8 protein-coding genes, 3 tRNA genes and 2 pseudogenes are annotated in these 14,772 nt (G+C 47.0%); 7 read left to right on the top strand and 6 right to left on the bottom strand.

All coding sequences use genetic code 11. The annotated features are described in order from the left end of the window. Positions 1 to 4: 4 nt before the first annotated feature. The 4 genes and pseudogenes from RQN30_RS00720 to RQN30_RS00705 all read left to right on the top strand — a co-directional run bounded on the left by RQN30_RS00720 (position 5) and on the right by RQN30_RS00705 (position 3,273). On the top strand, positions 5 to 592 hold the full coding sequence (locus RQN30_RS00720) for a serine dehydratase beta chain (protein ID WP_353060843.1): 588 nt from the start codon (positions 5 to 7) through the stop codon (positions 590 to 592). Next, a pseudogene (locus RQN30_RS00715) lies at positions 520 to 1,380 on the top strand (L-serine ammonia-lyase); the annotation flags it as partial. The gene RQN30_RS00720 and the pseudogene RQN30_RS00715, both read left to right, overlap by 73 nt. A gap of 225 nt (positions 1,381 to 1,605) precedes the next feature. Continuing rightward, a complete protein-coding gene (locus RQN30_RS00710; protein ID WP_353060842.1) occupies positions 1,606 to 1,908 on the top strand; it encodes a hypothetical protein in 303 nt (100 codons plus the stop codon). Between the two features lie 396 nt (positions 1,909 to 2,304). Next, the gene (locus RQN30_RS00705; RefSeq protein WP_353060841.1) at positions 2,305 to 3,273 is read left to right on the top strand and encodes an LTA synthase family protein; all 969 of its coding nucleotides are present in this window, start codon (positions 2,305 to 2,307) and stop codon (positions 3,271 to 3,273) included. Between the two features lie 359 nt (positions 3,274 to 3,632). Here the strand turns inward: RQN30_RS00705 and RQN30_RS00700 are convergent, their stop codons facing one another. The 6 genes from RQN30_RS00700 to RQN30_RS00675 form a co-directional block, all read right to left on the bottom strand. Beyond that, positions 3,633 to 4,535: an LPXTG cell wall anchor domain-containing protein gene (locus tag RQN30_RS00700; protein ID WP_353060840.1), complete on the bottom strand. Its 903-nt coding sequence runs from the start codon at positions 4,533 to 4,535 to the stop codon at positions 3,633 to 3,635. 2 nt (positions 4,536 to 4,537) lie between these two features. Further along, positions 4,538 to 5,539, bottom strand: a complete 1,002-nt coding sequence (locus RQN30_RS00695) for a hypothetical protein (protein ID WP_353060839.1) — start codon at positions 5,537 to 5,539, stop codon at positions 4,538 to 4,540. A gap of 439 nt (positions 5,540 to 5,978) precedes the next feature. Next, positions 5,979 to 7,937 (bottom strand): hypothetical protein, encoded by a 1,959-nt coding sequence (locus RQN30_RS00690; protein ID WP_353060838.1) that lies wholly within the window; start codon positions 7,935 to 7,937, stop codon positions 5,979 to 5,981. 963 nt (positions 7,938 to 8,900) lie between these two features. Continuing rightward, positions 8,901 to 8,972 (bottom strand) — tRNA-Val (locus RQN30_RS00685). 88 nt (positions 8,973 to 9,060) lie between these two features. Continuing rightward, positions 9,061 to 9,131: transfer RNA gene (locus tag RQN30_RS00680), tRNA-Cys, on the bottom strand. A 32-nt stretch (positions 9,132 to 9,163) separates the two neighbouring features. Then, positions 9,164 to 9,236: transfer RNA gene (locus RQN30_RS00675), tRNA-Gly, on the bottom strand. Between the two features lie 617 nt (positions 9,237 to 9,853). Between RQN30_RS00675 and glgX the strand changes: the two are divergent. The 3 genes and pseudogenes from glgX (at position 9,854) to treY (ending at position 14,726) form a co-directional block, all read left to right on the top strand. Beyond that, positions 9,854 to 12,107: pseudogene (glgX, locus tag RQN30_RS00670) on the top strand (glycogen debranching protein GlgX). Positions 12,108 to 12,165: 58 nt separating this feature from the next. Beyond that, on the top strand, positions 12,166 to 12,972 hold the full coding sequence (locus RQN30_RS00665; protein WP_353060837.1) for an alpha-amylase family glycosyl hydrolase: 807 nt from the start codon (positions 12,166 to 12,168) through the stop codon (positions 12,970 to 12,972). Then, complete coding sequence (treY, locus tag RQN30_RS00660) at positions 12,930 to 14,726, top strand: malto-oligosyltrehalose synthase (RefSeq protein WP_353060836.1); 1,797 nt, start codon at positions 12,930 to 12,932, stop codon at positions 14,724 to 14,726. Before RQN30_RS00665 ends, treY begins: the two co-directional genes overlap by 43 nt. The last annotated feature ends 46 nt before the right edge of the window (positions 14,727 to 14,772 follow it).

Below are 14,772 nucleotides of genomic sequence, written 5' to 3'. Positions count from 1 at the left end.
TTATATGGCATTAAGTGTTTTTGATCTTTTCTCAATTGGTATCGGTCCTTCTTCTTCTCATACTGTTGGCCCAATGCGTGCGGCACGAATTTTTCTTGCATCGCTCGGTGAAAATTTAAACAAGGTCGCAAAAATTAACTGTGTTCTCTACGGATCGCTTGGTTCCACCGGCAAGGGGCACGGCACCGATTTTGCGGTGATTCTCGGGCTGATGGGTGAGGAACCGGAAACTACAGATCCGCGCTGCACAATGCCGTTCGTCGCGGAAGTAAATCTAAATCATCGGTTAAAGCTTTTCAACAAACATGAAATTGAGTTTCATCCAAGTTCCGATATCGAATTTGCCGGAATGATTGAACTGCCCGCACACCCGAATGGAATGCGGCTGCAAGCTTTTGATGCTGCCGGTGAGCTGCTGAAAGAAAGCTACTATTACTCTGTTGGCGGAGGGTTCGTAGTATCGGGATGTGCTGAATCTACTGATTTCCTCGACACCTGTGATGATGATGAAAAACTGTTCCGTATCCGTATCGTAACGCAGCAGATTTACTTGCAATCTGCAAAGAAACCGGGTTTTCAATTGCGAAAGTAGCGCTTGAAAATGAAAAGTCCTGGCGCAGCGAGGAAGAGATCCGCAACGGTTTGCTCCAAATCTGGAATGTAATGAATGAAAGCATCGAGAACGGGATCAAAACCGAAGGGATGCTTCCTGGTTCACTACGCGTTTTACGCCGCTCTCCTGGCTTATACCGCAAACTCTGCAATGAAAAAATAAGTGCAGATCCGCTTGCCGGAATGGACTGGGTAACGCTTTATGCACTTGCAGTGAATGAAGAAAACGCTGCCGGCGGGCGTGTGGTGACGGCTCCGACCAATGGAGCTGCGGGAATTATTCCAGCCGTGTTGCGTTATTACACAAAGTTCGTAGACGGCACACACGAAGAAGATATCGTCACTTTCTTACTCACTGCCGGTGCAATTGGCATAATTTTTAAAACGACGGCATCAATTTCCGGAGCTGAAGTCGGGTGTCAGGGTGAAGTTGGGTCGGCATGCTCGATGGCGGCTGGAGGGATGGCGGCTGTGCTTGGCGGTACACCCGCACAGGTCGAAAATGCTGCGGAAATCGGGATGGAACATAATCTGGGATTAACATGTGATCCAGTTGGCGGTCTGGTGCAGATTCCTTGTATTGAACGCAACGCGATCGCGTCAATCAAAGCAATTGCTGCTGCGCGGACTGCGCTTCGCGGCGACGGTTCGCATATTGTTTCGCTTGATTCGGTAATCAAGACGATGCGTGATACTGGGCTTGATATGCAGTCAAAATATAAGGAAACCTCACTTGGCGGGCTAGCGGTGAATGTGACTATTTGTTAATAAGAATTCAGGAAGCCGGAAGTCAGCTTGATTTTCGGAAAACTGTTATTTTGAAATGCGTATTTTCGGCTCTCATGCAGCTTTCATACAGTTTTTATGCACTGTGACTTAATAAACATCACACCAACATCAGACCGCAGTATACTTTAAAAACTCTGATGTAATTATTAGTGTATTTTGCATGATGATTCTGTTTGCGGGCTTTTCGCTGTTTTTGAGCTTTTTATGCTGTGCATTTACCTGCGGAATAAAAAATCTACTGCAGTTATTTCACTTCTCATTTGTTTCGGCGCAAATGCGTTAGCGTTCCTGCATGCTGCAATCACACATCCGGAAGTAAATGTGTTTGGAATCGTTTCTTCGATTCTGATTTATATCCATTATATTCTTATCGTTATCGCGGTAATTTTAGTCGGTGCGGTTTGCTGCGGTTTATCACGTTTTGGCCGGATGAGACTTGTGCAAAAGATAATCCGCGCAGTTGGCGAACTTGGATTTTTGCCAGTTTTACCGGACTTTTCGGGTTGATTATCGGTATCGTATTTTTTGCTGCACGCTGGGGATATCACACTTTCGGATATGTCAGCGCAAACCAGCTTTCTTTTTTCTTAGCCAGGATTTAAGTAATTCCGCAACCGAAATTAACCAGTCGATTATTTATTTCATTATTATTCCAGGGCTGGCAGCTGCGGTACTCAGTTTCGCTTTCGGGATGCTGCACTCTGACTTACTGATTTACAAACAAAATCATGCACAGGATTTTCGCAGGTTCAGGTACCTTAACAGTACTTTTATTACATTTCTTACTTTTGCACTTGCCGGTGCTATTGTACAGGCATTTTATCTTTTTCCGATTAAACAGGTTCTAGCGCATGAAACTGACACATCGGTATATTTACAAAAAATTATGTACATCCGGATTCTGTGAATCTGGAGTTCCCGAAAGAAAAACGCAACCTGATCCATATTTATTTGGAGTCAATGGAGAATTCATACTATTCAAAAGACGAGGGAGGGTATCTCGCAGAGAGTCTAATGCCCGATTTAGCTGAGCTCACTCATGAAGGTGTGTCATTTTCTGATACAACAAATTTCGGCGGTCCGCAGCAAGTTCCCGGTACTGAACACTCCGTCGCCGCAATGGTTGCGATGGGCGCCGGATCTCCAATGCTGAGCGCCGGACACCGTAATGGGCAAAGGCTCTCATACCCAGACTTTGCAACTACAGGCGATTTGCTTGCAAAAGCGGGATATCAGAATGTATTCATGCTTGGCAGCGACGGCAATTGGGGCGGACTGGCCGATTATTATCGCCGGCATGGAAACTTTGAAATTTATGATCTGCAAACAGCTTACGATACTGGTTTTGTGGAAGACGGATATAAAGTACGTTGGGGTCTTGAAGATGAGAAACTTTACGAAGCAGCAAAACTGAAGCTGAGTAAACTCGCAGCAGGGAAACAACCGTTCTATTTCATCCTTGAAAACGCTGACACCCACTTCCCTGACGGATATTATTCTCCGAAACATACGAATCCGCCGTACACCGTACCCTATTCGAATGCGATTTACTATTCGCAGCAAGATACCGTCGCTCTTGTACGATGGATTCAGGCGCAGCCTTGGGCGAAGAACACCACGATTGTGCTCACCGGCGATCATCAATCTATGGAACGAAACTACTTTGAAAATTGGGATCCCAATTACAATCGTACTGTTGTGAATGTCTTTCTAAACCCGGTTCAGGGAAATAAAATCGACGCAAAATTAACACAAAACCGGATATATGCACCATATGACTTTTTCCCGACAATTCTCGCAGCGATTGGGGTGAAAATCGATGGTGAAAGACTTGGAATGGGTACAAACCTTTTTCCAATCAAGAAACGTTAACGGCAAAACATGGTAAGGGATATGTGATTTCCGAACTTTCATTGCCGTCGGATTTTTATGATAAACACCGGGAAACTACGGCTGAAAAATAGGGATGGGCATCTGCGGGAAATGATTGTCTGCAGATTGCGGGCAGGCGCGGATGTGTACCGCAGAACGACGGCATTCAGCTCTAAGAGATTTCCCAGCCGTACTGCCGCAGCTTCAAAAAAAGAAACCAAATAGATTTGTGAATCAACTGGGCTGCAAAATATCGGGTACTCCGTAATTTATATCCGGTGTCTGTGCTTGTAAGGTAAAAAATGGCTGGGAGTATCTTTTCAATATTCCCAGCCATTTCAAAAATGATTTACGAGATATTAGTCTTGACGGCGCTTGCGTGATCCGAAAATCGAGATAACACCAGCAAGACCGAGAGCTGCTGCCCCAAGCAAACCGCCGCGCTGATCCGTACCAGTTTGCGGCAATTCCGCAGCTGCTGCCGTACTATCGAGCACTGGCGTATTCGGCTTGTTCTTTGTATCAGCACCAGATACCGAAAGACCGAAATCTTTCACACCCGCAATCTCCGGATATTCTAGTTCACCAGCGAATGCAGAACCTGCGGCGCTCTTTGGAAGCACAGACGCTGTACCTGGCTGATCCTTAGTGTCTGCTTCATTCACATTCGTACCGATTGCACTGTATCCAGCAAGTTCCGGATATTCTAGTTCACCAGCGAATGCAGAACCTGCGGCGCTCTTTGGAAGCACAGACGCTGTGCCTGGCTGATCCTTAGTGTCTGCTTCATTCACATTCGTACCGATTGCACTGTAACCAGTAAGCTCCGGATATTCGAGTGCGCCTCTAAATTCAGAACCGTTCTCCGTTGCCGGAAGTGTTGCCGGCAGACCGAGACGATCTTTGGTATCAGCTTCATTTACTGGGGTACCGAAATCAGATAAACCAGTAAGTTCCGGATACGCAAGTTTTCCGGTAAACGATGAACCTGCTGCAGCCTTTGGAAGCACAGACGCTGTACCTGGCTGATTTCCGGTGCCGGTGATAACGGTTCCAAGTGTACCGCCGCTGCCGGTGTGGAAGCTGCCCCAGACTTCTTCATCTTCTGCTGCGGATGGAGTCTCGTTCCATGCCACTGTCTCATATGGTGTTGCATCTAATTCGGCAACGGATCTTGCTTCCCGGTGGTTACCAAGAATAGCACCGCGAACTGGTGCAGCAGAACCAATATTTGCAATATCCTTAGCTGGAGTATCAGCCATTTCTAAACGTTCCGAGTTTCCGAACCAATATTTTCGATATTGGTAGCGTCATTATTTACCAGGTAATCCCGGCCCGGAGTCTCAGAATCAATATTATAAATATCGGTAGCATCATTAGCCGCTAACTCACTACGCCCAGGAGTCTCATCTCCAATAAAATCAATATCTGTCGCCTCAGCATGATCAGGAGTATAGCTATCAATCGCGTCAATGAGCGCAGCGTCACCATCAGCTGATTCAGTAGTAACAGTAACATCCAAACTACCGCCGCTGCCGGTGTGGAAGCTGCCCCAGACTTCTTCATCTTCTGCTGCGGATGGAGTCTCGTTCCATGCCACTGTCTCATATGGTGTTGCATCTAATTCGGCAACGGATCTTGCTTCCCGGTGGTTACCAAGAATAGCACCGCGAACTGGTGCAGCAGAACCAATATTTGCAATATCCTTAGCTGGAGTATCAGCCATTTCTAAACGTTCCGGAGTTTCCGAACCAATATTTTCGATATTGGTAGCGTCATTATTTACCAGGTAATCCCGGCCCGGAGTCTCAGAATCAATATTATAAATATCGGTAGCATCATTAGCCGCTAACTCACTACGCCCAGGAGTCTCATCTCCAATAAAATCAATATCTGTCGCCTCAGCATGATCAGGAGTATAGTCATCAATCGCGTCAATGAATGTAGCATCATTATTTACAAGATATTCCCGACCCGGAGTCTCAGAATCAATGTGATCAATATCTGTAGCATCATTATCGACTAGCTCTTCAAGCCCTGGGGTCTCATCCCCAATGAAATCAATATCCGTCGCATCAGCATGATCAGAAGTATAGTCACCAATAGCGTCGATGAACGCAGCGTCATTAGCGGAAGCTGTAGGAACACCAAGTGCAAATAAGCTGCCCACCATAGCGGATTTCACTCCGAATGATGAATATTTCGAGGAAACCTCAACCTTATGACGCGCTCGATACGCATCCTTCCCGCCATTTTTACCAAACATGAAAACTCCTCCGTTTGTTTCAGTTTCACGCACAGGCACATCAGCACACTGAAAACATGTGAATTAAAATCTCAGGTGTGCATTGCGCATAGAGCACGCGAATCATACTTTATTACCCCCCCGCATTTTTCAAGATTTTTATCCTCCTGAAATATATGACATGAATTACTGTGAGATGAACTTCGGATTCACTGCAGCACTGGCGGCAAGAACCTCTTTTCCTTACATGACTGCTGGAAAGAACTCAGTCTGGGAATTTCACCCGCCGCTAACTTTTGCGTTTTCACTGGCACCGGCTTGCGGAACGACGGAAAATTTCGGTTAAAGATAAAAAGGGGTACGGATGAAACCATTTCAAGATTCCGTCCGTACCCCTGCTATCTTTAGCTCAGAATTTCTTCCGAAGCATCAATGTGAATTCGCCAGCAGCTAGCTTCTTTCAGTTCATTCTGCGGCGGGCTGTGAGGGCTGCACCGCCTAGAATAATAAGGGCTAGGGAACCAGCTAATACACCCTCAACAGCAGCACCCGTCTTACTCAGCTCCGGAGCCTTTGCTGTTTTCACCATATCCGGATCCAACACCGGCTTCTCCGGCTGCACCAACGGATCACCAGGAACACTAATCTCACCCTTCGGCTTCTCCGGCTGAATCAACGGATCACCAGAAATACCAATCTCACCCTTAGGCTTTTCCGGCTGGATCAACGGCGTACCAGAAATCTCAGTTACTTCCGGCTTTTCCGGCTGGGTCAACGGCTTACCAGAAGCATAGGCTTTCTCATACAAAAGATGAACAACCACATCACCTTCAAGATGACGATCAACCTCACCCACATGTGAAGAACCATCAACAGCTGTGATGCCGGCAGGGAACTTCACTTCAGTTAACTTCCACGGCAAACCTTTAACAGTCACCTTCTCAAAACCAGACAAATCAACCTTCAGATTAGAACCATCAGCAGATAGTGACGGCTGAGACAATACAGCCGTCCGACCAGTACCAGGAATCTGCTCAAAACCACCATCAGCACGCAGCACGTCATACTCAACAAAAACATTCACCTTCTGACGCAACTCACTCGGATCAAGCACAGGCTTCTCCGGCTGAGTCAACGGCTTACCAGAAGCATAGGCTTTCTCATACAAAAGATGAACAACCACATCACCTTCAAGATGACGATCAACCTCACCCACATGTGAAGAACCATCAACAGCTGTGATGCCGGCAGGGAACTTCACTTCAGTTAACTTCCACGGCAAACCTTTAACAGTCACCTTCTCAAAACCAGACAAATCAACCTTCAGATTAGAACCATCAGCAGATAGTGACGGCTGAGACAATACAGCCGTCCGACCAGTACCAGGAATCTGCTCAAAACCACCATCAGCACGCAGCACGTCATACTCAACAAAAACATTCACCTTCTGACGCAACTCACTCGGATCAAGCACAGGCTTCTCCGGCTGAGTCAACGGCTTACCAGAAGCATATTCCTTCTCGTAAATCAGATTAATCACAAGCTCACCCTCAAGATGACGATCAACCTCACCCATACGTGAAGAACCATCAACAGCTGTGATGCCGGCAGGGAACTTCACTTCAGTTAACTTCCACGGCAAACCTTTAACAGTCACCTTCTCAAAACCAGACAAATCAACCTTCAGATTAGAACCATTGGAATCCAACGCTGGCTGAGACAATACAGCCGTCCGACCAGTACCAGGAATCTGCTCAAAACCACCATCAGCACGCAGCTGATTATAAACAACAGACACAGTCACATTCTGCGATTCCTTAGCCTTAACATCTTTCGCAATGTCTACCTTGTATGACTGAGAAACAATTACAGTTTCCCCAATCTCCAAACCCCGCCCAATAAGAGCAGACCATGTTCCATCATCACCAACAATGACTTTGACAATGGTACCGACAACAGAATCACCGTTCTCTTTATCTTGAAGCGCCACTCTCAAAAACGTGCCAGGTTCACCCGTACCCGTTACAGCATCCTGCCCTTCAACCGGCTGATTCACCTCAGTTTTCTTACCAATTTTCACGGAAGTTTCATGTTGTTTGGAATCGGTTATGGTCACTTGCTGACCAGGTTTAAGCACTGTACCTTTAGGGATTGGGTAAAACCAGTATCCGCCGCCGTTAACCGTGACGTTTTTCGCTGCCCCGTTTGTTCCAGGAAGCTTCACTTTCACCTGACTCTTTGGGGCATCTTTACCCATAATAAGGTTGTCATCCTCGGAAATCGGATAAACGTGGAAAGCTGCAGAGACACTCACGCTTGCAGAAGCGGGAGGAGCTGCAAACGCCGCAGATCCGCCCATCCCGGACAAAGCCAGCAGCGACCCCAGTGCGAGGGCAGCAGAAATTCGAAGTCGTTTCATAACGATCCTCTCCTTATGTTGTATAAATGTGTTGTTTAGAAAATGAAGTTCTCAATGAGTTGAGACGATTACCCAAAACAGAAATAGAATTTCAGTGAAATGCCGTTCTGTCATTGAAAATCCTCACGATTAAATATGCGCTGCAGCACCGTGCTGCAGTTTGCTTCGCGAAATTTATCCGGAATGAAAATCAAGGCATTATATTCGCAGCGGGGATATCATTATTTCTTTTCCGAAGATCCGTGCACGCCGCTGTCTGAACGCAAGCGCATCGCGCAGCCCGCCCAGCCTTAATCTAGTTTTTGTACATTGCGCAGCAAAAATTCAAAGTTGATACCAAAATATCGCGGCACTTTTCCGCGGTGCCGCGATATAAAAAGGAATGGAGATGAAAGCGCGCAGAAAAATCTAAATTACTGCAGCCGTTTTGATATCGAAAATATGGGGAAAGAGATTCATGCGGAACGATGAGAGCAGGAGCTCCCCCCGAGCGGCAATGAAACCAAGATGAATCTGCACGTCTATCCCCAACTATGAAAATGATTATCTTTATTCACATGATAAACATATTTTCACATTATTGTCAGCAAATTATGTGAAAGTCACACTTTCAACCAAAAATTCAACCATTATTTCATCCGCAGCTAATTTAATATGTATTCACAGTAAAGCGGTCTGTATTCTCCATCTTTCCCAACTGCGGCACCGAAAGAATCCAACCGCAAGCACAGACTAGCCCCAAACCCAGGGATAGCAGACAAAAGTTATTCATTCTTGGTTAGCAGAGTTGAGCAAATATTGCAGCAGGCGTATCTGTGCGGAGATTGCTTCAGCCGAGGTTAGTTCTTCAGCGGCGGTTTTACACGCAGCTTCGCAAACCAGCTCCTGCCGAAAAGCAGAAAACAGCGGCAGTTAAATCAGATAAGAAAAATCGGCAAAAATATTGCTGCGAAGCCGAAAACGTGGGCGATACTGGGATCGAACCAGCGACCTCTTCCGTGTCAAGGAAACGCGCTACCACTGCGCTAATCGCCCGTATTGAATTTTGAAACCGAAATTCATCACACAAATAAAAAAGCCAGAAAATCTAACGATTTTACTGGCGTACTTTAAATCGCATGTGAGGTGGGTACGGGATTCGAACCCGTGTATACGGCTTTGCAGGCCGCTGCCTCGCCTCTCGGCCAACCCACCATGTGGTTGAGCAATCTACTGCTTGGCCATCGAGCGGATGACGGGGCTCGGACCCGCGACCTCAACCTTGGCAAGGTTGCGCTCTACCAACTGAGCTACATCCGCAGACTGTTACTAAGGCTTAACTTTTTCGTTACCGCCCTTGCGACTGTTCTAATATAGCGAGCGTTTTAGAGATATGTCCAATTCACAAGCCGTGACCTGTGCCACCTTTAAAAGACGGTGTGTGCTGAAACAAAAACCAGCTCCTACCCCACGCCGGTTTTTCATCTTTCGCTGCACTTTTCCGCGCTTCATCTCGTACCGCGTTATACCGCGTCCGCATTTCTTTCCCAATCAGCAGAGCACACTTTTAGCCGATAGTTCACCCCACACTCCAGCACACAGCAGTAAATCCGCCTAAACACGGCGCGATGGAACAGTGCTGCAGCAATATCACTGCAGCAAAGCAGCTAAACAGCAGTATTAGATAATTAGATAAAAACAGTTAAGCCGCAGCAGATTTCCCCGCAGAACCGCCGCTGCAAAATCTCGGAAAATTATGCCGCCGCAGCTTAGCTGAAAACCATTTTACTTTTCCGAATCCGAAACAATTTCAAAAACAGTTTTTAAACATTTTCCGAAGAATTTTCCGGAAAATCTAACTGCTTGCTATTAAATATGCGTCACGCTTTCGGTGGAATATCTACCCACATACAAGAAAAAAGTGAGAACCTAGAACTATGGAAATTTGGCCAGGAAAACCCTATCCGCTTGGCGCCACCTTTGACGGCGCCGGCACTAATTTTGCAGTATTCTCATCGGCAGCTCAAAAAATGGAGCTTTGCCTGATTGACGACGGCTTACACGAAGAACGTATCGAAATGCGTGAGGTTGACGCCCATGTCTGGCACTGTTATGTGCTTGGGATTCGCCCTGGGCAGCGTTATGGCTTCCGGGCGCACGGAGAATATAATCCGGAAGCCGGATTGCGCTTTGATCATACAAAAATTCTGCTTGACCCATATGCGAAAGCTATCGATGGGCAAATTGAGAACAGTCAGGCGAATTTCTCATACAACTTCGAAAATCACGACGAGTTCCTGCCGCAAGACTCCCTTGGGAAAACAATGCTTTCCGTCGTTCATAATCAATTCTTTGACTGGGGGCACGACCGTCCGCCGCAGCATGAATACCACGACACAATCATTTACGAAGCCCATGTAAAGGGAATGACAAAACAGAATCCGCGGATTCCGGAACAGCTTCGCGGCACATATATGGGTATTGCCCATCCCTCAAATATTGAATATCTAAAAGAACTCGGTGTTACTGCAATCGAATTAATGCCGGTACACCAATTCGTAAACGACACTTCACTAATCGAAAAAGGTCTCTCTAACTACTGGGGATATAACACAATCGGTTTCTTTGCACCGCAAAACACTTACTCCTCTTCAGGTACGCGCGGCGAACAGGTAGAAGAATTCAAGTCAATGGTGAAAGCACTCCACGAAGCCAATATCGAAGTCATACTGGACGTGGTGTACAACCATACAGCTGAGGGAAACCATCTTGGGCCAACACTCTCTTTCCGCGGCTTAGATAACAATGCCTATTATCGGCTTGTTCCCGACGACCGCAGCCATTATTTCGACACAACGGGTACCGGAAACTCGCTGAATATGCGTGCCCCGCATACGCTGCAGTTAATTATGGACTCACTGCGGTACTGGATTTTAGAAATGCATGTCGACGGATTCCGATTCGATTTGGCTTCCACCCTTGCCCGCGAACTGCACGAAGTAGACAAACTCTCAACATTCTTCGACATTATTCAGCAAGATCCGATTATCTCACAGGTAAAGCTGATTGCTGAGCCGTGGGATGTCGGCGAAGGCGGTTACAATGTCGGCGAATTCCCCTCACTGTGGACCGAATGGAACGGCAAGTATCGCGATACGATTCGTGATTTTTGGCGCGGTGAGCCTTCAACACTTGACGAGTTCGCTTCCCGGCTTTCTGGTTCTTCTGATTTATATGCACATTCCGGGCGCCGTCCGGTTGCTTCAATCAACTTCATTACCGCACACGACGGTTTCACTATGCGTGATTTGGTTTCCTACAACGAAAAACATAATGAAGCGAACGGAGAGGATTCCCGCGATGGAGAGTCGCATAACCGTTCTTGGAACTGCGGAGCAGAAGGCCCAACTGATAATCCGGAAATCAGGTCTTTACGTGTGCGGCAAATTAAGAATATGCTTTCCACGCTGCTGCTCTCCCAGGGAGTCCCCATGATTTCACACGGTGATGAAATTGGGAGAACACAGCAAGGCAATAACAATACCTATGCGCAAGATAATGAACTTGCATGGATGAATTGGGATCTTGACCCCGAAGCCACTGATTTATTTACTTTCACACAAAAAGTAATCAGACTCCGCAAAGACCATCCGGTATTCCGCCGCCGCCGTTTTTCCAAGGGAAATCAAGCCGCGGAGGCAGCTCGCGTCAAGGCGACATTGAGTGGATGCGTAACGATTCTTCACTGATGGAAGACGCCGACTGGGATACGCATTATGCACGGTCGTTAATGGTCTACCTGAATGGGGAAAGATAGCTGAACCAAATATGCGCGGCGAGGAAATTGTGGATGATGATTTCCTGCTTGCATTTAACGCTTCCAGCGAGGATCTCGAATTCAAGATTCCTGCCACTGAAAGTGAGAATCCGTGGAAACTGGTTCTTTGCACAGATGCTGATGTCAGCGACGGTGCCGAATTTGCGTCAGAAACATCTTTTACTGTGCGCTCGCGTTCTGTATGGGTCCTCATCAGAAAGATGAAAGCGACGGAAGATGATTCGTTCCTTGACGCGATTACTTCCGAAACACGGAAACTTGATTTCAGTGACCAAATTGCGGAGGAAGACGCTGCAGCAGCCGCTGCCGCACACACTTCGGATCCGGAAAATAAAGAAAATAAACAAGAGTAGAAATTTAAAGCTGCGGATTTTATCTGCAGGATTATCGGAAGATTTAAGGGAAAGTTCAGTGAACGTAATTGCGAAAACATCTGCCGCAAACAAGAATACCGACAGTTTCAAAACAGCTAAAGACAGGCATCACTCACACACCCCTGCTGATTCGCAGCGCACTCCGATTACCACTTACCGGCTGCAGCTGGGGCCGCAGTTTACTTTCCGGCAAGCTGAAGAAATAGTCGATTATCTTGCAAAGCTTGGCGTAACTGATGTCTATCTTTCGCCAATTTTGCAGGCAGCTCCTGGGTCTAAACATGGTTATGATGTAGTAAATCACAGTGAAATTTCGCAGGAAATGGGCGGACTCGCCGCATTCAAGAATCTTGCAAAGAAAATTCATGCTGCCCAAATGCATGTGATTGTAGATATCGTGCCGAACCATATGGCTGTTCCCACACCGCTTTACCTGAATCGCGCCCTTTGGGATGTAATGCGTTTCGGGAAAGAATCAAAATATGCAAACTGGTTTGATATCAGCCTTGTCGAGCATGGAGAGGGTGTGCTAATGCCAGTTCTCGGCAAGCGCATTGGAACAGTGATTGCTGACGGCGAATTCTCAGTTGAATATAAAACTATTCCCGGATTCGAAGCTGAAGGTGAAGTTCCGGTACTGAAATATTTCGACCATATTTTCCCGATTCGTCCGGGAACTGAATCTTTGCCGATTTCTGAACTTGTTGACAGCCAATACTATCGTTTAGCCTATTGGCGCGTTGCCAACGATGAGTTAAACTACCGCCGCTTTTTGACGTCGACACGCTTGCCGCAATTCGCGTGGAAAATCCGGAAGTTTTCCGCCAATCGCATGCGCTGCTGATTGATTTATTTCATGCCGGTTTTATCGACGGATTCCGAATTGATCATCCGGACGGATTAGCCGATCCGCGCGGATATTTGCGGCAGCTGCATCAAGTGACAAATGGCGCGTGGGTTGTTGCAGAAAAAATTCTTGAAGACGGCGAAAAGCTGCCAAGCGACTGGCCGTGCGCGGGAACTACCGGATATGATTCAATGCAGATGATGCAGGGGTTATACACTGACCCTGCAGGTATTCCGGAGCTGACAAGCATTTATACTGAGCTTTCCGGCAGTGTGCTCGGAGTGGGGGCGAGTGTGCTTGCAGCAAAGAAACAAATTGTTGATACTGTGCTTTTCGCTGAAGTTAATCGTTTAGCTCGGATGCTTGAGCAAATTTTCAAAAATGATGTCCGGCTGCGCGACCACACTTTCCGGATGATTCGTGATTCGCTTCTTGCACTAGTGACGAATATGGACCGCTACCGCGCATATGTAGTTCCTGGTGAACGGCCGCATCCTGAAGATGAAAAAGCGCTTCGTGAAGCTGGTGAACGGGCGATGCGGAAGCTTGATGACGAGCTGAATGAAACTCTTGGTGTGGTGATTGAACTATTGCTTGGCAATGAGGTTGGCTCAGCTGGCCGGACTCATGAAGATTTACGCCACGAAGCAATTGTGCGTTTCCAGCAGCTTTGCGGTCCGGTGATGGCGAAAAGTATTGAAGATACTGCTTTCTATCGCTACACAGCACTGTTGAGTGCAAATGAAGTTGGTTCTTCGCCAGCTCATCCAAGTATTTCCCCGGATGAGTTCCATACTTGGCAGGCTCATATGGCAACTGCCTGGCCGGTATCGCTGAACAGTCTTTCAACTCACGACACAAAACGCAGTGAAGATGTACGCGCACAGATTGCGGCACTTTCTGAATATGCGAAAGAGTGGCGCGAGCTTGTTGAGAAACTTCGCGATGTGCTTAGCCCAATTCGCCCTGATTCACTCGACGGCCAAATTGAGAACTTGCTTTATCAAACGCTTATCGGAACATGGACCGAAAAAGGTCCGCTTGAATTTGATCGGTTAAAAGACTATCTGCTGAAAGCTGCACGCGAACAGAAATCATGGACTACTTGGACTGAACAGAATGAACAAGCGGAAAATCAATTTCTTGAATATGCGCAAGGCGTGACTGCGACTGGGGATGCAATAGCGCTTTTCGCTGCGTTCTATAAGTTGATTTCGAATTCTGTACGTACAAATGTGTTAAGCGGAAAAGCGCTGTCACTGCTGCTGACAGGGGTGAGTGATAACTATCAGGGTGAAGAAATTACGCAGAATTCGCTTGTAGATCCGGATAACCGGCGCGACGTTGACTATCAAAAGCTTCGGCAAATACTTACAAATCTCGATACTGCCGGTCTTCCCGGAAATGCTGATTTAGATACGGAAAAACTTTGGGTGACTTCGCGGGCAATGCGGATTCGTGCGAAATATCCGAAACTTGTTTCCACTTTGGCAAGCTACGATGCGCTTCCGTTAACCACTGGATATGCGCTTGGATTCCAACGTTCAATTGCGGGCGAACCAGTGCTTATCGGTTTATTCAGCCGTCTTGAACGCAGCTTCCAAGATGCCGAAAAACGCGGAGAACAGTCCGTGGTGCTTCCCGCCGGTACTTGGCGCAATATTTTCACTGATGCTGAATTCGGCGGCGGAAAATGCGGTGTTTCCGCAATTCTTGGCCGTTTTCCTGCAGCGATTTTAGAAAAGATCTAAATGCAGATTTTTTAATCCGGATTTATCTTGCCGGATTAAATTTGAA

Source organism: Arcanobacterium hippocoleae (assembly GCF_040360365.1).
In the GTDB taxonomy this organism is placed as follows: domain Bacteria; phylum Actinomycetota; class Actinomycetes; order Actinomycetales; family Actinomycetaceae; genus Arcanobacterium_A; species Arcanobacterium_A hippocoleae_A.
The sequence above is the reverse complement of the archived record's forward strand: the minus strand, read 5'-3'. Positions and strand labels throughout refer to the sequence as shown.

Bases quoted from the DNA above. Each gene is read 5' to 3' on its own strand.
- RQN30_RS00720 (WP_353060843.1), top strand. From the start codon at position 5: ATGGCATTAAGTGTTTTTGATCTTTTCTCAATTGGTATCGGTCCTTCT.
- RQN30_RS00710 (WP_353060842.1), top strand. From the start codon at position 1,606: ATGCTGTGCATTTACCTGCGGAATAAAAAATCTACTGCAGTTATTTCA.
- RQN30_RS00700 (WP_353060840.1), bottom strand. From the start codon at position 4,535: ATGGCTGATACTCCAGCTAAGGATATTGCAAATATTGGTTCTGCTGCA.
- RQN30_RS00695 (WP_353060839.1), bottom strand. From the start codon at position 5,539: ATGTTTGGTAAAAATGGCGGGAAGGATGCGTATCGAGCGCGTCATAAG.
- RQN30_RS00690 (WP_353060838.1), bottom strand. From the start codon at position 7,937: ATGAAACGACTTCGAATTTCTGCTGCCCTCGCACTGGGGTCGCTGCTG.